The 20,596-nt window shown below is 42.9% G+C and carries 19 protein-coding genes and 1 pseudogene; 14 read left to right on the forward strand and 6 right to left on the reverse strand.

Going from position 1 to position 20,596, the window contains the following annotated elements; genetic code table 11:
• Positions 1 to 5 precede the first annotated feature (5 nt).
• Both JCM16418_RS13505 and JCM16418_RS13510 read right to left on the reverse strand, forming a co-directional pair.
• The gene (locus JCM16418_RS13505; RefSeq protein WP_148298811.1) at positions 6 to 689 is read right to left on the reverse strand and encodes a helix-turn-helix transcriptional regulator; all 684 of its coding nucleotides are present in this window, start codon (positions 687 to 689) and stop codon (positions 6 to 8) included.
• Between the two features lie 44 nt (positions 690 to 733).
• Positions 734 to 1,549 (reverse strand): response regulator, encoded by an 816-nt coding sequence (locus JCM16418_RS13510; protein ID WP_036649724.1) that lies wholly within the window; start codon positions 1,547 to 1,549, stop codon positions 734 to 736.
• A gap of 222 nt (positions 1,550 to 1,771) precedes the next feature.
• On the opposite strand from JCM16418_RS13510, the gene JCM16418_RS13515 reads away from it, so the two are divergent.
• The 10 genes and pseudogenes from JCM16418_RS13515 to JCM16418_RS13550 all read left to right on the forward strand — a co-directional run bounded on the left by JCM16418_RS13515 (position 1,772) and on the right by JCM16418_RS13550 (position 13,435).
• The gene (locus JCM16418_RS13515; protein ID WP_306304787.1) at positions 1,772 to 2,416 is read left to right on the forward strand and encodes an ABC transporter permease family protein; all 645 of its coding nucleotides are present in this window, start codon (positions 1,772 to 1,774) and stop codon (positions 2,414 to 2,416) included.
• On the forward strand, positions 2,341 to 2,700 hold the full coding sequence (locus JCM16418_RS26685) for an ABC transporter permease subunit (RefSeq protein WP_306304788.1): 360 nt from the start codon (positions 2,341 to 2,343) through the stop codon (positions 2,698 to 2,700). The genes JCM16418_RS13515 and JCM16418_RS26685 overlap by 76 nt, the downstream gene beginning before the upstream one ends.
• A 21-nt stretch (positions 2,701 to 2,721) precedes the next feature.
• Complete coding sequence (locus JCM16418_RS13520) at positions 2,722 to 3,603, forward strand: carbohydrate ABC transporter permease (protein ID WP_036649726.1); 882 nt, start codon at positions 2,722 to 2,724, stop codon at positions 3,601 to 3,603.
• Between the two features lie 102 nt (positions 3,604 to 3,705).
• Positions 3,706 to 4,788, forward strand: coding sequence for an ABC transporter substrate-binding protein (locus tag JCM16418_RS13525; protein ID WP_052020269.1), 1,083 nt, complete (start codon positions 3,706 to 3,708; stop codon positions 4,786 to 4,788).
• Positions 4,761 to 5,297, forward strand: a complete 537-nt coding sequence (locus JCM16418_RS24700; protein WP_052020270.1) for a DUF3502 domain-containing protein — start codon at positions 4,761 to 4,763, stop codon at positions 5,295 to 5,297. Before JCM16418_RS13525 ends, JCM16418_RS24700 begins: the two co-directional genes overlap by 28 nt.
• A gap of 68 nt (positions 5,298 to 5,365) precedes the next feature.
• Entirely contained in the window at positions 5,366 to 6,895 is a 1,530-nt protein-coding gene (locus tag JCM16418_RS13530; RefSeq protein ID WP_052020271.1) for a glycosyl hydrolase 53 family protein, read from the forward strand.
• A 151-nt stretch (positions 6,896 to 7,046) separates the two neighbouring features.
• Positions 7,047 to 8,597, forward strand: coding sequence for a glycoside hydrolase family 31 protein (locus JCM16418_RS13535; protein ID WP_052020272.1), 1,551 nt, complete (start codon positions 7,047 to 7,049; stop codon positions 8,595 to 8,597).
• 114 nt (positions 8,598 to 8,711) lie between these two features.
• Positions 8,712 to 10,784: a beta-galactosidase gene (locus JCM16418_RS13540; protein ID WP_036649728.1), complete on the forward strand. Its 2,073-nt coding sequence runs from the start codon at positions 8,712 to 8,714 to the stop codon at positions 10,782 to 10,784.
• A 141-nt stretch (positions 10,785 to 10,925) separates the two neighbouring features.
• Positions 10,926 to 12,805 (forward strand): annotated as a pseudogene (gene htpG, locus JCM16418_RS13545) (molecular chaperone HtpG).
• 171 nt (positions 12,806 to 12,976) lie between these two features.
• The gene (locus JCM16418_RS13550; RefSeq protein WP_036649731.1) at positions 12,977 to 13,435 is read left to right on the forward strand and encodes a hypothetical protein; all 459 of its coding nucleotides are present in this window, start codon (positions 12,977 to 12,979) and stop codon (positions 13,433 to 13,435) included.
• Between the two features lie 112 nt (positions 13,436 to 13,547).
• Here the strand turns inward: JCM16418_RS13550 and JCM16418_RS13555 are convergent, their stop codons facing one another.
• Positions 13,548 to 15,137 (reverse strand): oleate hydratase, encoded by a 1,590-nt coding sequence (locus JCM16418_RS13555; protein WP_036649734.1) that lies wholly within the window; start codon positions 15,135 to 15,137, stop codon positions 13,548 to 13,550.
• A 184-nt stretch (positions 15,138 to 15,321) separates the two neighbouring features.
• Between JCM16418_RS13555 and dhaS the strand changes: the two genes are divergently transcribed.
• The 4 genes from dhaS to JCM16418_RS13575 all read left to right on the forward strand — a co-directional run bounded on the left by dhaS (position 15,322) and on the right by JCM16418_RS13575 (position 18,483).
• Entirely contained in the window at positions 15,322 to 15,903 is a 582-nt protein-coding gene (gene dhaS / locus JCM16418_RS13560) for a dihydroxyacetone kinase transcriptional activator DhaS (RefSeq protein ID WP_036649737.1), read from the forward strand.
• Between the two features lie 95 nt (positions 15,904 to 15,998).
• Positions 15,999 to 16,268: a NifU N-terminal domain-containing protein gene (locus JCM16418_RS13565; protein WP_036649740.1), complete on the forward strand. Its 270-nt coding sequence runs from the start codon at positions 15,999 to 16,001 to the stop codon at positions 16,266 to 16,268.
• A gap of 84 nt (positions 16,269 to 16,352) precedes the next feature.
• The gene (locus tag JCM16418_RS13570; RefSeq protein ID WP_036649742.1) at positions 16,353 to 17,042 is read left to right on the forward strand and encodes a pseudouridine synthase; all 690 of its coding nucleotides are present in this window, start codon (positions 16,353 to 16,355) and stop codon (positions 17,040 to 17,042) included.
• A gap of 289 nt (positions 17,043 to 17,331) precedes the next feature.
• Entirely contained in the window at positions 17,332 to 18,483 is a 1,152-nt protein-coding gene (locus tag JCM16418_RS13575) for a YecA family protein (protein WP_148298812.1), read from the forward strand.
• Positions 18,484 to 18,532: 49 nt separating this feature from the next.
• Here JCM16418_RS13575 and JCM16418_RS13580 read toward each other — a convergent pair whose 3' ends face one another.
• The 3 genes from JCM16418_RS13580 to JCM16418_RS26690 form a co-directional block, all read right to left on the reverse strand.
• Positions 18,533 to 19,288 (reverse strand): SGNH/GDSL hydrolase family protein, encoded by a 756-nt coding sequence (locus tag JCM16418_RS13580; protein ID WP_036649747.1) that lies wholly within the window; start codon positions 19,286 to 19,288, stop codon positions 18,533 to 18,535.
• A 224-nt stretch (positions 19,289 to 19,512) separates the two neighbouring features.
• Positions 19,513 to 19,974: a type 1 glutamine amidotransferase domain-containing protein gene (locus tag JCM16418_RS13585; RefSeq protein ID WP_306304789.1), complete on the reverse strand. Its 462-nt coding sequence runs from the start codon at positions 19,972 to 19,974 to the stop codon at positions 19,513 to 19,515.
• On the reverse strand, positions 19,950 to 20,180 hold the full coding sequence (locus JCM16418_RS26690) for a type 1 glutamine amidotransferase family protein (protein WP_306304790.1): 231 nt from the start codon (positions 20,178 to 20,180) through the stop codon (positions 19,950 to 19,952). The genes JCM16418_RS13585 and JCM16418_RS26690 overlap by 25 nt, the downstream gene beginning before the upstream one ends.
• Between the last annotated feature and the right edge of the window lie 416 nt (positions 20,181 to 20,596).

The following is a 20,596-nucleotide window of genomic DNA, read 5'->3' on the forward strand; positions in this document are numbered from 1 at the left end:
TATAATCACGCTCTCTCCCTTTCCCGAAATTCGGAAGGGGATATCCCATTTAACTTCTTAAAAATAAAAGAGAAGTAGTTTGCGTCATTGAACCCTACCATCGATGCGACCTCATACAGCTTCAAATGCTGCTTCTTAAGAAGCTCCTTGGCCTTCACCAGACGGAATTCAGTAAGATATTCATTCACGGTGCTTCCCGTTTCTTTTTTAAAAAGTACGCACATATAGCTTAGGCTTAAATAAGTGCGTTCTGATATGATACGGGTGGATAGTTCTGCATCGGAATAATGCTCGCGTATATAGACGAGCACATTGCTGATTTTGGCGCTCACGGCGGACTGCTCCTTCCAAATGGAGAACACAGCCTGGATATTCCCTTCCACATAGTCGCACACATTTGCTAATGTAGGTAATCTGGCGATTTCCTGCCAAATGAACGGCTCCTGATGTTGAGAATCATTGGTAAGGGTTATGCCTCGTTCTACGGCAAATTCGTGTAGAATCATCAGCAGTCGGAAGAAGGCGTTAGTGACGGATGAAATGTCAGATGAGCGCTGATTTTGAGCGTTTGCCATCAACTGATGAAGAAGATGAATTGCCCCGGCCGGATCATCATTACGAAGCAGTGTCCGATAATCTCGGCATACTTCCTCTGTCAATAACGGGGGATGTTCTGATGCTGGGGTCAAAGCTGTGTGGAAAGCAAGACCTTGACCGTCGTAAAACAGAGCATTTACGGCTTCAAGTGCGGACCTGCATGCCGATCGGATATGATCCAGCCCCTCGCTGCACCGCCCATACCAATAGAGAAGGTGAGATCAGGACCGAATTGGCGATCTAGCCGTTCGAGCCATTGTGCTGCTGTGGCAGCTTGATCGATATAAGATTTCGAGAGATAGAGCAGTGTATGCGAATCAACAGCTTCACAAAGCTCAGTTTCCCGTGACTGACTGCGTATCCAAGCAGACACGAGCTCAATCGCTTTTTCTGAGTAGTTTGTTTTAGTTTCTGACTGTTCCATGATGCGGATACTGAATGGCGCAAAAGGCCCAATGAGGAACAATTCCAGTTCATCTTCCCAATCGACTTTGTTTTCAGCAGCTTTCTCGGGTGATAGGATTCGCTGAAGAACACGCTGTTTAATCGACCTTTGCATGATCTCCCTGCTTGCGGTTTCCATTTCACACACGGAAACGCTTTCAATAATAGCTTCAGACAATTCGTTCAGCTTAACAGGCTTCTCCACATAACGTATCGCCTTCAGATGAATGGCTGCCTTTAAATACTCCTTATCTGAATAACCGCTTAGAAAGATGAATTTGATATTTGGATAAGTCTCCTTTACCTGGGTCGCTAGCTCGATTCCATTCATACGCGGCATGCGCACGTCACTGAGGATAACATTCGGCTTGAAATGGGGTATAAGTTCCATTGCTTGCAAGCCATTGCATGCTACTTGTACGTCATCGACGCCTAATTCCCTCCAATTGATATGTTCTTTTAAGCTCGCAGTCGTTAATGGCTCGTCGTCAACAAGCAGCAGTCTCATGGCGATTCCCCCCATAGTCATCATCGTACACCTACTATACTTTGGAAGTATGGTCTGTGCAATAACAAGGGTTTCTTGGTTAGAAGAAAAAGGAATATAACAAAGAAAAAAGAAATTTTACCCCGTTACACTAGATTACACAGGCGGCCTATAATGACACAGTAAGCAATATTGTAAGCGCAATCATATTAGAGGTCATTAAATTCTAGAGGGGTGGTATCAATGCAGGACGGATTCATCAAAGTATTCATCAAAGAAATATTCAGGAACAAAATCCTGTATCTCATGTTTATTCCTGTCGCTCTTTACTTCTTTATTATGAACTATATTCCCATGGCCGGGATTGTTGTCGCCTTCAAGAGCTTCAATTACCGTGACGGAATATTCGGCAGTCCATGGTCCGGCTGGGAGAACTTTCATTACTTCTTCTCGTCAGGCAAAGCGTGGATTGTGACACGCAACACATTTGTATACAACTTGGTATTCCTGGCAGCTTATTTATTCTTCTCAATGTTCCTTGCGGTGCTCATAGCCGAAATCGCTGGTAAATGGTTCAAGAAAGTTGCTCAAACGATGCTCTTTCTGCCGTACTTCCTATCTTGGGTTGCCGTTGCCGCTATTGTCTACAATCTCTTTAATTATGACTACGGCCTTGTAAATTCCTTGCTAAATTCAATAGGATTGAACGCTGTAGATATTTACTCGGAGGTTAAATACTGGTATTTTCTTTTGCCTTTCTTCTACGTATGGAAGTGGGTTGGCTTCGGCAGTGTGCTTTATTTATCTGCATCATGGGTCTTGATTCGTCACAGTACGAGGCAGCAAAGATTGATGGAGCTAATGCGTTTCAGCGTATCCGATATTTGACACTACCACTTCTAAAGCCGACTACTATTACATTGGCCCTGCTTGGAGTAGGGAAGATCATGCGTGGTGAGTTCGATATGTTCTATCAATTAATCGGCAATAATGGCATCCTGATGGATGCAACTGACATAATCGATACCCTAGTATTTCGTTCACTTGTTGTTAGTCAGGATTTCGGGATGGCATCCGCTGGAGGGCTTTATCAATCTGTATTGTGCTTTGTCATCATCGTGATTGCAAATGGGCTTGTCAAGCGGTATGACCGTGACAACGCACTGTTCTAAGCTACTATTTGAGGTGAGACTATGAAAATCAAAGAGTTAGATCAACGAATATTGAATGCCATCGGTTATATTACGGTTACCTTTTTCGCTTTGCTTGCAGTCGTCCCGTTTTTTTTCGTTGTGATTAATTCCTTCGCTTCCGAACATGCAATTGTGTATTACGGTTATTCCTTTATCCCGAAGGAGTTCTCGCTGGATGCTTATAAGATGGTATTTCAGAGCTCGGGAAAAATGCTCCGCGCCTATGAAATTACCATATTAGTTACGGTAGTGGGAACGTGTATCTCCTTGTTCATCTCGATGATGTCCGCCTATGTGTTGTATCGAAAGGATGTTCGTTACCGTAACAGCCTAGCGTTCTTTCTATATTTCACAACTCTATTTAATGGTGGGCTCGTTCCGTTCTATCTGCTTGTCGTGCAATATCTACATTTGAAGAATACCATCTTCATTCTGATTTTATCGGGGATGTTCAGTGTGATGAATATCTTGATCTTACGCAATTTCATTAGCGGCTCTATACCCGATGCACTGGTTGAATCAGCCAAGATCGATGGAGCTGGAGATTTCCGGATTTTTCTAGGCATTATTCTTCCGCTCTCGAAGCCGGCCATAGCTGCAATCGGCATGTTTACCGCGCTTGGTTACTGGAACGATTGGTGGACGCCGCTTATGTTCATCGAGAAGCAAGAACTGTATCCGTTGCAGTATACGCTATACAAAATATTGTCGAGCGCAAACTTCTCTTCGCAAATCGTGAACAGCGTACCGCGACTGGACATGCCCAAGGAATCATTGAAACTGGCCCTGACGGTTGTGGCAACTGGACCGATTGTATTCCTGTACCCATTTGTGCAGAAGTACTTTGTAAAAGGCATTACAGTGGGTGCAGTTAAAGGCTAACCTGGAGATTTGTAGGGGAGGTGATCTGTGCCTCAGGACGGAAAAAATTCAGAAGTTTAGATTTGTAAGGTATACATTTTACCATGATTAAGGAGGGTCAATATGACAATTAGAAAGAAGCACTCAATCGTTACAATTATGCTCGTCATGTTAATGATCTTATCGGGTTGCAGTGGGAATGACGCTGGCAGCAAAGCCAATGATGGCAAAACAAATACTGCTTCTAACACAGCTTCAAAGAATGCGGCAGGTACGGACACTTCGGACGATGTTAATTTGGTGTTCTATCTGCTGGGAGAAGCACCAGCGGGTATGGACGCGGTAGTCAAGGAACTGAACAAGAAGATGAAGGCCGACATCAACTCGACTGTGGAGTTCCGCTACATCGGCTGGGGGGATCTGGCCTCCAAGTACCCGCTTGTGCTTGCGGCAGGTGAAGATGTTGATTTGATATATTCGGCGAACTGGGCTTATTACAACCAGGAAGCGGCCAAAGGCGCTTTCCGTGAACTGACGAAGGAAGATCTGCAGAAGTTTATGCCGCTACATCACAAAGCAACGCCGGAGAAAGCATGGAAAGAAGCAGAGGTTAACGGCAAAATTTTCATGGTGCCGACCGCTACTCCTGACCAAAAGGTGCCTGTAACTCTGATTCGCGGCGATTTGAGAAAGAAGTATGGAGTGCCTGAAATTAAAAAATTCAGCGATCTTGAGCCTTATCTCGATGCGATTAAGAAGAACGAAAAAGGCATGATCCCAATCAATATGGACAGCCAATATGACTATGGCAAGGTATTCACTAACCTTCAGAACGAGATGGGACCGGCATCCGTTGACGCGGTGCTTGTTACAAACGGCTGGACGGGAACCGCTACAGAGTGGGATGACCCAGAGTATAAGGTTCATTCCATCTTCGAACCTTACATGCTTGAAAGCTATAAGGGTGCAGCTAAAATCGCGAAATCCTGGTATGACAACGGATATCTGAACAAAAATGCAATTTCTAATACGGTTCGAAGCAAGGATGCTTTCGAACAAGGAAAATCTGCAGTCGGTATCGGGAACTCTAACGATATTCAGAGCACATTGGCTAAGGCTGACGAGATGGTTGGGAGGTTGAAATTATCCCGAACCTGTCCCAAAAGGGCACTTACCCAATGGACCCTTATATTAACAATGGTGTAGCTGTCGCGGCTAATTCCAAGAATCCGGAGCGCGCGATGATGGCACTTGACCTCATTATGGAGGATCCTTCTTATAATATGCTGGTTTCCTTCGGTATCGAAGGCACAAACTATGTAATGAAGGACGACAAGGTGGCTCTACCGGAAGGAGTAACGGCCGAGACAAATACATATCCGTTGGATGCGGCTGGATTCTGGTTTACGAACAAAAGCCAATACCCTTCTCTTGCGTCATGGTCTGAACAATACATTGCTCATAAACAATCGCTTAAGAATTATCTAATTCCCGCCAAGTTCAATTCTTATTCGGTGGACACATCCAGCATGAAGAGCGAGGTTGCTAATCTGAACACTGTCTATACCCAGTATATGATGCCAATCTATGGGGGTAACATTCAGGACGTTGACCAAGCCTTCAAGAAGCTAGAGGAAAATGCGAAGAAAGCAGGCTTGGATAAAGTGCTTGCGGAAACAAGCAAACAAATTAAGGATTTTACAGCGAATCACTAAATTTAGCATGTCCCGGCGCATGGAAGACTGTCCTGCGCTGGGAATCTACTAAATGAGGAGGACAATTAATGTTAAAGAAAAGAATGAGAAAGTTCGTTGCTGTTGCGCTCTGTTGTATTCTCAGTACTGGGTGGACTCTATCAGGTACCAACCAAGTCAGTGCTGCGGCCTCGGTTGCAAAGGGGGCGGATATCGGATGGCTTAGCCAGCTGGAAGCTAATGGTTATACCTGGAAGGATCAGAATGGGGTGCAGAAGGATGCCCTCCAAATTCTGAAAGACAACGGAGTGGACTCCGTCAGATTGAGAGTGTTCGTTAACCCGCCTTCCAGCTTCACGTATAAGGGCTCAGACGGTGTGACCAGCTATCTTGGCTTTAATGATAAGGCTGGAGTTGTTGCCATGGCGCGGCGTGCGGATGCGCTGGGTCTGCGTATCATGATCGATTTTCATTACAGTGATGTCTGGGCCGATCCGGGCAAGCAGATTAAGCCTGCGTCATGGGAAGGCCACAGTTTTAATCAATTGCTGACCGATGTGTATGACCATACTTATGATGTAATGAATACCCTGAAATCCTACAATATATATCCGGAATGGGTTCAGGTCGGCAATGAAATCAATTACGGTATGGTTTGGCCTGAAGGGAAAGATACTAATTTTGGGCAGCTGACCCAACTGATTAACAGTGGCTATGATGCGGTAAAGACGGTCAGCCCAAGTTCTAAGGTTGTCGTGCATCTTGCTTATGGTCAGCAGAATGCGCATTTCCGTACATGGTTTGATAAATTCCAGAATAATGGCGGTAAGTGGGATGTAATTGGCATATCCGGGTATATGGCGCCAGGCACCAATTATATGCCGCGAACCGAGGAGTTCGCTTACAACTTGAACGATATGGCCGCCAGATACAACAAGGAGGTTATGGTTTCAGAGTTTGGTGGCAGGTACGATGATCCCGAGAACACCTACAGCGCTTTAGTTTCAGAGCTGGATGCAATCAAGAGTGTTCCGAATGGCAAGGGAATCGGGGTATTCTACTGGGAACCGGAATCCGCACCTGGAGCACTGCCGGATGGATATCCTCTGGGAGCAGCGAAGGTCGTGGGAACGAAACAGCTGCAGTTCACCAAGGCGATCAGTGCCTATAACAGCAATTCACCGTTTGATACAAGCAAGAAATTTAAAATCGTCAACCGGAACAGCGGAAAGGCGTTGAATATCACGGGTGGCTCGACTCAAGACGGTGCTGCTGTCCAGCAATGGACCTATAGTAGCTGGAACAGCCAGAAATTCTATCTGCTAGATTCAGGAAACGGCAACTACCGTATTCAGAACGTGAACAGCATGAAGCTGCTGGATATTGAGAACTCATCCTTGAATGATGGGGCCAAGAATATTCAGTGGTCTAACAACTGGGGTCTCAATCAGCTATGGAAGCTCACTAGTCTGTCTGGAGGCTATGTTCAAATCCAGAATGGAAACAGTGGCAAGCTGCTGGATATTAACGGTGCGTCTACAGCAGATGGTGCATCGACTATTCAATGGTTCAACAATGGTGGATCGAATCAGCAATGGGCCGTGTCACAAACGAACTAAGGATGATGAGACAGCGAAGAAATTCCTTTTAAGGATTTCTTCGCTGTCTATTATTAGGAATTGATCGTTCTTTATGGTGATTACATCTTTTGAATATAATTTAAAGCTTGTCGTTCCCACAGTATGGAGAAAGTGAGGAGTAAATAAAGGCATGAAACAAGAGGACATGGTATTGCATATTTTACCTGATGAATTATGGTGGGGCGGCGTTGTAAATGACGGCGTGCGTATGCCCTTTTCATCTGAAAGTGGAATGGAAAGAGATCTTAACGGTCACTTAGCATACAATCAAGGCTCCCCGCTTCTTTTGTCAAGTAAAGGCCGATATGTATGGTCTGAAGAACCCTTTAAATTCGAGATAACAAATGGTGAGCTTAAGATTAAAGGGATGACAGACGTTGTACATTCAGGACGTAGCGGCGAAAGCTTGAGAGAAGCCTTTCTCTATACATCACAAACTTTTTTTCCTTCAAACGGAACGATCCCAGATAAAAGATTCTTCAACGTTCCTCAATATAACACTTGGATGGAAATGTCATATGATTGCACGCAACAGAAAGTAATAGACTATGCTGAGGCGATAATTGAGAATGGTCTACCACCCGGTGTATTAATGATTGATGACAACTGGCATGTGGATTATGGAATCCTAGATTTTGATAGTAGGAGATTTCCCGATGCTAAGAAAATGATAGAGCGATTGCATGAGCTTGGCTTTACAGTAATGCTGTGGGTGAGCCCATTTATTAGCCCAGACAGCTCTGTATATCGTGCACTGCAAAGAAAAGGTTATCTTATTCGGGAGGGGAACAGCCGACCTGTAATTCGGGAATGGTGGAATGGGTTTAGTGCGATTCTCGACCTTACCCATCCAGAGGCGGAGCAATGGTTTAGAGGAGAATTGGATAACCTGATGCAGTCTTATGACATCGACGGTTTCAAGCTGGATGCTGGAGACCCGGAATATTACGCCTCGGATGACGTGACATATAGGACAACAACACCAAATGAGCAGAGCGAAATCTGGGCGCAATTGGGACTACATTACCGTTTTAACGAATATCGTGCCTGTTGGAAAATGGGCGGTCAACCGCTTGTACAGCGCCTAAGCGACAAGAATCATAGCTGGGGACTGGACGGCCTTCGCAGCCTGATTCCAAATGGGCTGGCACAAGGACTTCTCGGTTACGCGTTTAACTGCCCTGATATGGTGGGCGGTGGCCAATATGAGGACTTAATTAGACCGGATTTCAAGGTGGATCAGGAACTATTCGTGCGTTATGCACAGTGTGCAGCTCTGTTCCCGATGATGCAGTTTTCAACGGCACCATGGCGTGTTCTTGATGCAAAGCATACAGCATTATGTATCCAAGCGGCACAGCTACATGTTGAGATGGGCGAAATTATTGAGGGACTAGCCATTCGTGCAGGCATAACGGGAGAGCCTATAATGCGTCATTTGGCATATATGTATCCGCATATGGGTTATGAATCGGTCATGGACGAGTTTCTTCTAGGGGATCTAATTTTAGTAGCGCCCGTATTAGAGCAAGGAGCTACTCGCCGAACAATCGTATTCCCTCCAGGAGAATGGGTTGGTGATGATGGTTCAGTTGTTCTTGGCCCGTGTAAATTGGATGTCGAAGCTCAGCTTGAACGTTTGCCATGGTACCGAAAAAGGAATTACCAGTGTTCCCTCTAGCATTCAATAGAGTAAGTAATGTTCGATAAGAAACGCAAAAAAGACGGATCGGAGACGATAACGTTTTTTTGTTGTAAACATTAAACATTTTGTTAATAGAAAAGAGGAACAAACATGACAACGTCATTTCCACTCATCAGCCCGAAGCTGAATGGTTTCATGCATGGAGCGGATTATAATCCGGATCAGTGGCAGCACTCACCTGAAATTCTCGAAGAAGACATACGGTTAATGAAGCTCGCCAAATGTAACGTGATGGCTATTGGTATTTTTGCTTGGTCAGCCATTGAGCCGGAGGAAGGACACTTTACGTTTGATTGGCTTGATCAGGTTCTAAATCGATTTGCCGAGAATGGAATCTATGCGTGGCTGGCAACTCCAAGCGGCGCGAGACCTGTATGGATGTCAGCCCGTTATCCTGAAGTACTGCGCGTGAACGCTCAACGTGTGCGGAACTTGCATGGAGGCCGCCACAACCACTGTTATACATCGCCAATTTATCGCGAGAAAATACGTCTTATGAATTCCAAGCTGGCAGAACGATATGCTCATCATCCTGCGGTCATCGGATGGCATATTTCTAATGAATACGGAGGTGAATGTCATTGTGATTACTGTCAGGAAGCATTTCGTGAATGGTTGAAGGAGCGTTACGGTACCTTGGATCAGGTGAACCAAGCCTGGTGGACAAGTTTCTGGAGTCACACCTATAGCAACTGGTCTCAGATAGAATCACCCGCACCGCATGGAGAAACCGCTGTGCATGGACATAATCTGGATTGGAAAAGATTTGTTACCGACCGCACAGTGGATTTCTGTTCCCATGAGATTGCTCCGCTTCGGGAAGTTCGTCCAGAATTGCCAGTCACAGCGAATATGATGGATTGGTTTGAAGGTGTGGACTACCGAAAACTTGCGAAAATACTTGATATCATTTCTTGGGATGCCTATCCGACCTGGCATGATCTGCAGGATCCCGGGAAGGTAGCTGCATGGTTCTCTTTCAACCATGACTTGTTCCGATCTCTAAAAGGCGGGCAGCCGTTTATGCTCATGGAGAGCACACCGAGTATGACCAACTGGCAGGCTGTGAGCAAGCTAAAGCGTCCTGGTATGCACGTACTGTCTTCTCTCCATGCGGTGGCACATGGGTCGGATTCTGTTCAGTACTTTCAGTGGAGAAAGAGCCGCGGTTCCAGCGAGAAGCTGCATGGAGCTGTCGTTGATCATGTTGGACATGAACATACAAGAGTATTTCGTGAGGTTGCTGAGCTAGGAGAGATACTGGTGAAAATAGGAGAAATTGCGGGTAGCACAGTTTCTGCACAAACGGCAATCATCACCGATTGGGATAATCGCTGGGCAATTAAAGATTCTCAGGGACCATTAAACCGTGGAATTGACTATGAAAATACAGTCATACAGCATTATCGTGCTTTCTGGGAACTCGGAGTTCCAGTTGATATTATTGGATCTGAAGATGATCTCTCCAAATATAAGCTGATAGTGGCCCCTATGATGTATTTATGTACCGAGCAGGCAGGATCGGCTATTGAAGCCTTTGTTGCAGGTGGGGGTACGTTTATAACTACGTATTGGTCGGGGATTGTAAATGAAAGCGACCTTTGTCATATGGGTGGATTTCCTGGACCCCTGCGGCGAACGCTGGGTATTTGGTCTGAAGAGATTGACGGGCTGCATTTAGGGGAAGAGAATGCCATTGTGTGTGATGTAAACAATCATTTAAAGCTTAAGAAAAGTTACGATGCATATGATTTATGTGATCTGATACATACGGAAAGCGCTGAAGTGCTCGCGGAATATAGGGATGACTTTTACGCAGGTTTCCCAGCACTAACCGTTAATACCCTTGGACAGGGTAAAGCGTATTATATCGCTACGCGGGTGAAGGAGCCATTTTATGATGACTTTTATAGCCAAGTGATTGAACAGGTGGGTATTAAACGAGCTCTTAAGACAAATTTGCCTCAAGGTGTAACTGCACAACTACGTACCAGTGGAGAGAATGAGTATATATTCCTGCTCAATTTCAGCGATAAGGAACAAGAGATCCCGTTACATGGCGCTCTTTTGATGGATATGAGCAGTGCAAAGATAGAGAGCGTTTCGGTGCATCTGCCAGTTCACGGTGTGAAGGTTTTGAAACGAGCCATTACTTCTAAATGATTATTTGAAGCGATTATTCGCTCTATAATTGACATACAAATTCAGGATATGTTATATAAAAAGAAGGAATTAGCACTCAGAGCATTTGAGTGCTAAAATAGGTAATAGACTATTTTGATATTGGAAGGAGATTTATTATTCATGGCTAAACAAGAATTCAAAGCAGAATCGAAACGATTGCTAGAATGATGATTAACTCCATTTATACGCAGCGTGAAATTTTTATCAGAGAGCTGATTTCTAATGCAAGCGATGCGATCGACAAGCTTTATTATAAAGCGCTAACTGACGAAACATTGGCTTTTAATAAAGAGGATTACTTCATTAAAGTCACCGCAGATAAAACGAACAGAACGCTGACGATTACAGATACAGGTATTGGTATGACCCAGGAAGATCTGGAGAACAACTTAGGAACAATTGCAAAGAGCGGATCACTTGCCTTTAAGAGCGAGAACGAAGCCAAAGAAGGCCACAATATCATCGGTCAATTTGGTGTTGGGTTCTATTCTGCTTTTATGGTAGCTGATGATGTTACGGTAATTAGTAAAGCTTTGGGAAGTAATGAAGCGTTCAAATGGGAATCCACAGGTACAGATGGATACACGATTGAGCCATGCGAGAAAGATTCCGTAGGTACAGAAATTATATTGAAGATTAAAGAGAACACGGAAGATGATCAATATGATGAGTATCTTGAGGAATACCGTCTCAGAGCGATTATCAAGAAGTATTCTGACTTTATCCGCTACCCTATTAAGATGGATGTGAAAGGTCAACGTCCTAAAGAAGGCACGGAGAATGAATTCGAGGAATACGAAGAAGAACAGACGGTTAATAGCATGGTGCCAATTTGGCGCAAAAATAAGAGCGAGCTCACGCCTGAGGATTACGAGAACTTCTATATGGAGAAGCGTTACGGTTTCGATAAGCCGCTGACACATGTTCATATCAAAGCCGATGGTGCTGTTGTCTATAATGCCATCCTGTTCATTCCAGAGAATACACCATTTGATTACTACTCGAAGGAATATGAGAAAGGCCTAGAGCTGTACTCCAATGGCGTGCTTATTATGGATAAGTGTGCAGACCTGCTACCTGACTATTTTAGTTTTGTAAAAGGTATGGTTGATTCGGAAGACCTGTCACTGAACATTTCTAGAGAAATGCTTCAGCATGATCGCCAGCTAACGCTAATCGCTAAGAACATCAAGAGCAAGGTGAAGAGCCAACTACAAAGCCTGCTGAAAGATGATAGAGAGAAGTACGAACAATTCTATAACTCGTTTGGTAGACAGCTTAAATTTGGTGTATATAACGATTACGGTGCTAATAAGGACGTACTTCAAGATCTGCTCTTGTTCATCTCTTCTAATGAGAAGAAGCTCGTTACCTTGGATGAGTACGTTTCGAGAATGCCTGAAGATCAGAAGTATATCTACTATGCTTCCGGTGAGTCCGTAGATCGTATTGAGAAACTTCCACAAACCGAAATGGTGTCGGATAAGGGTTACGAGATTCTGTACTTTACAGATGATATTGATGAATTTGCGATTAAGATGCTTACAACTTATAAAGATAAAGAATTCAAATCGGTATCAAGCGGAGATTTGGGCATCGAATCCGAGGCAGATGAGAAAGCAACTGAAGCTGAAGAGAACGAGAATAAGGATCTGTTTGAATCGATGAAAGGTCTATTGTCTGGCAAAGTGAAGAATGTCAGAGCATCCAAGAGATTGAAATCTCATCCTGTATGCTTATCTACAGAGGGTGAAGTTACTATTGAAATGGAAAAAATCCTGAAGGCTATGCCTAACGGCCAAGATGTTCAAGCCGATAAAGTGCTAGAAATCAACGTAAACCATGAGGTATTTCAGTCGTTAAAGGCTGCTCATGACAACGATCAGGAGAAGCTAAATCTGTATACACAGTTATTGTATAATCAAGCGCTATTAATTGAAGGATTGCCAATTCAAGATCCTGTTGAATTCACGAATGATATTTGCAAAATTATGCGTTAAGATGGATTGGATTAAAGCCTGCTCCTTAGTTATGATATAGGAGCAGGCTTTTTTCATTTGGACAGGCCATATTTAAGCTTTCACTGTACATATTGTATATGATGTTGTATATTTCATCATACTTGGTTACAAGCGGATAAAGCAGCGACCATAAGAAGGGGATGGAACGGTTTGGATAATAAAGAAGTAGAAGTAGAAGTGATTGATAGCGAGGAAGCAAAGTTTGAGGCATTGAAAAAATCAATCCATCGTAATGCAAATTGGAGAGAACGCCTTGAAGCAATTCAACAATTGGATGACGAAGTAAATGATCAACAGATCATTGATATATTAACGGCTCGGATGAATAACGATTCCGTGTATGAAGTTCAAGAGGCTGCTTACAATAAATTGAAATCACTTGGTGAAGATGTTCAAATGCCTGAGAAGAAAAAGGGCGAGCTTGTTAAGGGATTGACTAAAATCTTAATCAGAATTAAGAAAAGTCTTCCTGCGGGTCATTCGTATGAAGAGTTCAAAGAGAAGTTTAAGAAAATGCGTATCGATATCTATGATGTGTATGAAGGGGAGAAGGGCGCTGAGTTTGATTCATGGCTTGAGAGCACATGGGCGTCTTTACCGAGTAAATAGAAAATGTAATTTTTGTTATACGATGTGATTGAAAAAACCGATTGCATGTTGATGGGGTGAGCCCCGTCTCATGTGCAATCGGTTTTTAATGTTATTGATGTATTATTTATGGTTAACGGATCGCCGTTACTAGCGATTCGAACAGAACCTTCACATGATGCTGGCCTTTGTAAGGCTTAGGAATTTCCTTGTCAATGTTAAGTAGATGGTAGACAGCGGTCATGGCACTGCGTACCGAATATTCTACCGTAAAGACGACATCCTCTGGTATTTCGGTATATTGCCCCAGGAACGCAAAGTTCGTACTTCCCTCAGGGATAACCTGCGGGCGATCCCCTTGAATCCTTGGCATAAACTGACTTGTGATGAAAGGCATCATACATGGAATGACATTAGAGGTCTCTAGTAGATGCGGTAATTCTTCTGTGAAGCGAAGATGTCCGCAAAGTTCAGTTAGAATCTCTGCTCCAGTACATTCCGACATCGGTTTATTTACGTAATTACCTTGTTGATCTCCAGATAGCGCATAGCCCCAGAAGACCTGAACGTTATCAGGCTGATTACGAAAATGAGGCTGATGTGCTAGAACGATGGACATCAGCCAGTTCGAATCCTTGAACGTTACTAATGCTCCTGTTCCTGCTTCATTGCCTGAGAATTCCTCCATTCGCTCGAAGAAGAGTGGTGTATTGCAAGTAACCGTGAATGATTCCCACTTGGACTCCGCAATATGATCGTCGAATGCGGATGGATTGCCGAAGCCTGGCTGCTTAGCCGCAATCTTTTCCCACAATCCAAATGAAGGACCTTTATCTCTTAGGGTTGGAGCGGAATGCATCGACCCTAAATCGGAGTGTTCTGTCATAGAGCCATTCGTGAAGAAGACGAGATCATTGGGTGAGACATGAATTTGTCCATTTAGTCCGTCACGGTTAAAATGAATCCGCTCCGCCGTGCGTTCTGTACCGTTGTTTACGAAGTCAATGTCTGTAACGGTTGTATTCAGCGAGTATTGCACACCATGTTGTTCAAGCCATTGCTGGATCGGTACAACAATAGAATCGTATTGATTAAATGGGGTACGTGCCACGCCTGCAAGTGTATCAATCTGATGAAATTCATGCATGAAGCGAATCATATAGCGTTTAAATTCGACAGCACTGTGCCAAGGCTGAAAGGCAAACATCGTCGCCCACATATACCAGAAATTCGTCTGGAAGAAATGCGCTGTGAACCATTCATTGATCCGTTTAGCACCCAAATCCTCTTCGGACTCGATGAGCAGTTTGCTCATATGTAATCGATCCTGATTGGAGAAGCCCATATGCTTCACATCGACGATCTGTCGGTCTTTATCCACTAATCTTGCTTGAGCGTGGGTCGGATATTGATCTGTAAAAGCGTGAATTTCGTCTTTAACTGAAATTCCTGGAGTATCCACGGATGGAATATCTGCTAGCAGATTCCATGTACATTCATATGTTGGCTTATTAAGCATACGTCCGCCCCGCATAACAAAGCCATCCTGTTCACTTTTTGCTCCATCTAGCGCACCGCCGTTAATGTTCAAATCTTCTAGAATATGAATATTGTGTCCTTTCATCTCTCCATCTCGGATTAGGAAAGCGGCCCCAGCGAGCGAAGCGATACCTCCACCAATAAAATATGCTTGTTTCTCTGAATTTTTTGATGCTTGTGCCATAATTAATCTCCTCCTTTATATAAGCTACATAAGCAAGGAGGCGCGCTTGAGAAACAGGTAGTTGCTAGACAATTATACTTATCTGTCTAAAATTTCAACATTGACTGTAAATTGTCTAGCCATTTTCATTCCAAGAGAGAATCATTTATAATTACATTATGTTCTATAACTCGAGGTGACCTTAGTGTCAGAATCACAGATTACAAAGCGAGCCATTGCAGCTTCTTTGAAGGAGCTCACAGCTACCAATCCCTTATCCAAAATCTCAATTAAGCAAATTGTTGACCACTGTGGTCTTAATCGACAGACATTTTACTATCATTTCAAAGATAAGTTCGATTTAGTCCACTGGATATATTATACCGAGGCGGTTGAGAGTATTGCCGATTACTGCAGCTACGATCGCTGGATTGATGGTATTAACCGAATACTTTCGTATTTGACAGATAATCGAGTTTTTTATATTAATGCGCTAAATACACCAGGACAAAATGCGTTTGATGGCTATCTGTTCGAAGCTACACATAGCCTAATTATGGGAGTTGTGCAAGATGTATCTGCTACGCTTGCGATATCTGAGGTAGATATGAGCTTTATTGCTGAATTCTATACGTTTGCCTTTGTTGGTATTGTGGTGAAATGGGTAAAAGGTGGCATGAACGAAGCGCCGGAGGATGTGGTAGAGCGAATCCGTGATATTGTATCGGGAACATTGCAGCCCGCACTAATGCGCTATAGCGGTTCTGCTCACCCTATGAATAAATAGCGCTGATGAGGAAGACTCTATCATTCATGTAGGAGTAACTGGTTACACTATAGTCAGGCATGGTACAATAGTAAATAAAGGAGTGATTCGTTCACATGGCAATTCAAATCAATATTCAACCAACGCCGAATCCGAATTCGGTTAAGGTAAATGCAAGTGAAGTTATTTTTGAAGGTCCTAAAAGCACGTCTCTGAAAAGTGGGGATGCAACAGACCATCCTTTAGCAAATGCTCTGCTGAGCATTGAGGGTGTCGATAACATATTTGCAATTAAGGATTTCGTTACCGTTAGTAAAGAAGCAGATGCTGATTGGGATACCATTTTACCGCAAGTTGAAGAGGCTTTTAAAAAAGTATACGCATAAGTTAGACGAACAAACTAATTCTTGAACAAAGCTCAAGCTGCGGTATGGCTTGAGCTTTTTATGTGTGGAGGGTACTAACTTAAGGTGCGAATCAATAAATACATCAGTGAGACGGGCTTTTGCTCAAGGCGGCAGACAGATCGAATGATCTCGGAAGGCAGAATTACGATCAATGATGTTATTTGTGAACCGGGGGCAGAGGTAACCGAAGGAGACCTAGTGCTCATTGATGGTGAGCCTATTCCAAAGCGGGCCGACCCAGTGTATATCCTACTACATAAACCCGTCGGGATTACATGTACAGCAGCTAAGCATGTCGAGGGTAATATTATTGATTTTGTGAATTATCCCTCACGGATTTTTGCGGTAGGTAGGCTAGATAAGGCATCTGAAGGTCTAATTTTATTAACAAACGATGGTGCTATCGTTAACAAAATGATGCGTTCAGAGCATGGGCATGAGAAAGAATATGTAGTCACCGTGGACAAGCCCATTACAGATGATTTTCTCTATAAGATGTCGAGTGGAATTGAGATTCTAGGGGTCACAACCAAACGATGCGTAACGACGTATCAGAGTGAATATGTATTTCGTATCATACTGACAGAAGGACTCAATCTCCAAATTCGTAGAATGTGCAAGGAGCTAGGATACCGCGTGCTTAGGCTTGAACGTATCCGTATTATGAACATGCTGATTGAAGGTATAGATAAGGGAACATGGAGAGACCTTACCCCAGAAGAGCTAGAAATACTATTTGAACAGCTAAATTAGGCCTATTACCTTTTGCTGGCAGCATCCAGCAGTATTTATTCCGATATTCCGCCGATAACCGGGATGGAAGGTTTGTCCTTCAGTCCAAGTGTCCACAAATAGTATCTCCTTTCCACGATTTCCAAAATCTAAAAGGGGATAATACAGTACGATTTATCAAGTAGCAATCTATTTACTATTGCTCATAGTGTATAATATAAAAAAAGGGCACATCGGATTACTATGTAATCAATCTGCCCGTTCTTACAAACTGGAAGAGGTGTACATATTGGAAGACCCTATTTTATTATTGGAACAAAGAAATATAAAGCACGCTATTATAGGTGATATTATGACTAGCTTGCCGGAGATCCTTCTTAGTGTAACGAAGTCTAAGCTTTCTTCGCTTGCTTCTGTTAACAATATCTCAGGACGATCAAAGATGAAGAAGGATGAGCTCGCTGATGCTCTTCTGAAATATATTACGGATCCTGATCAGTTGAAGTCTTCTTTGCTTGTAACGGATGAAGAAGAGTGGACACTGTTTGAGTCACTACTTCGTGAACCTAGCATTCAAGATAATTCGTTACCTTACGGTGACTATGCTTATTATCTGGAGCGCGGTCTAGTTGTTACTTACTTCAACGACAATAAGTTCTATATCATCATGCCGGATGAAGTTAAAGCAGCTGCAGAGCAAATCAATATGCAGGAATTGAAAAAAGGACGTAGCAGACGTCAGATCAGCTATCAATATATTCTTGCTGCAGTCCAGTTATACGGAGTTATTGAGCCGTCTAAACTTATTGAAATCTTTAATCAGCAGAACGATGAGCAGCTCACAGAACAGGAACTTACCGAATATATTGATGAAATGTTGGTAAGAGGACAAAGCATTGCTCTACATGACGGTTATATTGTGAATAGCTATCTAGTCAATGATGAGGGAGATAAAGATATCTTGGCTCTGCGCGCTAGTCAAAAAGACAAGCCGTATTATGTGCCTAATCAAGAAGAGTTTCTTCGTTATGCAGATGAGACATACTTCGAAATAACGCCTCAACTAATAGCATTGCAACAATATGTGCTTGCAGAGCTATGTAATGATGAGGAAATGGTTGAATACTTAATTGATGATATCCAGCTTGCTTGTTCAAAGGGTTCATCGATTCAAGACCTGATATATGAATTTGAAAGTCGTAATATTCATTTCAAAACAGCTATGCAAGCACAGAATACTGTAGCTATGCTAGCTGAAATTCATAATCATACAAGAATGTGGTCAAATGCAGGACATACCTTAGTTGAGCTGCAAGAATTAGCTGGCAGCAATGAAGAACAGGAACTTTTACGATTAGTGGGCAGCCAAGAAAGCCCGCAGAATTCTGTTCCAAAAGTAGGACGTAACGAGCCATGTCCGTGTGGTAGTGGACTAAAATATAAAAAGTGCTGTGGAAAGTAATATAACGGTAATGCAAACAAAAGGGAGACTCTGTAGAGTCTCCCTTTTGTTATTGAAGTGCTAACCGGTTGTTGTCTTGCAACAAATCGCTATGATTTTGTTCTACGAATGATAACACTTTATCATATATAATCCGGTGTCCATCTTTATTGGGATGAATCCCATCTGAACAGAGGAATTTAGTGAAATCTGGATGCTCAAGGAATGCCCCACGTACATCAATATATGGAGTCTTAGTCATCTCAGATACTTTAAGAATGGTAGAGTTGTATCTCTCCTGCCACCAATAGATTTTAGTGACGCTACCCAGCCATTTTAGAATGTTTTGCTCTGCAATGGGATTACTCTGACTTACCCATTTAAAATATTTATCTGCATTAAGTGGAGGAAGACTCATTAGAATTGGCGTAATATGCTGACTTCTCAGAAAGCTAATCGCTTCTGAAAGAATGTTCTCAAACATTTTGAAATCGGTCTTGGGGTTATGTTCTGCATCCGGGTTATCTGCAATTTCATTCCAATGAAAATCGCAGTCATTACCGCCATATTCAATTAAAACGATATTGGGCTTATCCTTCAGCACATCTTTTCTGAGATTGCCCATCCCTTTCATCAGGGTATTACCGAACCTTGCTGTGTTGCGAATCCCGCCCTTCAGCTTACTCTGAAGTAGAGATACATAATTTTCTTCAAGTATAATGTACCTGCTGCGCACCTCATCATAAATAACCCCTTTGGAAATAGAGTCTCCTGAAACGATGTACTTGGTATCATTGCTCGAAAAGTACGACTCATGCTCACTCATTGAATCACCCCATTCTAACCGCTCAATCCTCTTAATTGTAATGGTATAGTAGAAGACAACGCAAATTAAGAGATCATTGTATTGACGTGTCTAAAAGGATAAACCTCTATACCTGTGTACTGTGATTCGGCAGGGCATGCCTATAAATGGAAAGGTTTTGATTCCTATCATGTAACGAAAAAAGGACGCCATTTAGGCATCCTTTGTATACTTATATTTGCGGCTTAATCTAATGTCTTCAAAAATTCCTTGGCTACGCTAATTGAAGATTGGGGATTTTGTCCGGTTATTAACTTACCGTCCGTTTCAACATGATCCTCCCAATTCGAACGTACGACAAGAGTTGCGCCGAGTTCCCGCAGTTTTGATTCGAGTAAGAAGGGCATCTCTTTCTCAAGTTTGACTTCATATTCTTCAGCATCTGTAAATGCCGTAATCGTTTTACCAGCTACTAAAGGTTCCCCATTCGATAGCTTTGCTCCAACCAAGCCGGCAGGACCATGACATACGGCTCCGATGCTCTTATCCGATTCCGCAAAATCTCTCAACAGCTTATGCAAATGTTCGTTGTTAGGGAGATCAAACATGGCACCGTGACCACCGGGCAGGAAGATGCCTGCAAAATCAGAGGCTTTCACGGAGTCAATCGGGCTTGTTTCTTTTAGTAGATCAGCGAGGTTCTGCACTTGGACGGGATACCTTCTCCAGCGAGGCTATTCGGATCTATCTGAGATTCCCCACCATTAGGACTGACAATGGTAATTTCATAACCCTTGCTAGTTAGCTCTTCGTAGGGTTCCGTAAATTCAGATAGCCAGATTCCGGCTAGGTGGCCATTACTCATCGACTGACCATTTGTAACAACCATTAAAATGCGTTTATTTATATTCACGACGTATCGCTCCTTTTAAGATATAATTTGACCTTTATATAGTAACCTTGGTTGGAGAGATATAATCATAGAAAGATTGGTAATGGATCTGAACCTCATTACTATAGAAAGGAGTGAATAAACGAATATACCAAATGTCATTTTTTACAACTTGTTATACTTTGATGCCCATGGTATATTATAAATCCGGTCAAGAAAAACACGTTTAAACAACAACTTTTCTCGACAAGCTGATTGGAAAGAAATTAAAACTTCTCGAAAAAAAAGCTTGCATTAAACTGCCGGACATGATATATTATAAAAGTTGCTTCTGAGACAAACTGGTAGCAACGAAAGAGAAATTGATCTTTGAAAACTGAACAACGAGTGAGTAAAGATTTTGCTTGCAAAATCTAATGCGAGACCATTTGGTACAT

The organism is Paenibacillus pini JCM 16418, assembly GCF_000576305.1.
Taxonomy (GTDB): domain Bacteria; phylum Bacillota; class Bacilli; order Paenibacillales; family Paenibacillaceae; genus Paenibacillus_AQ; species Paenibacillus_AQ pini.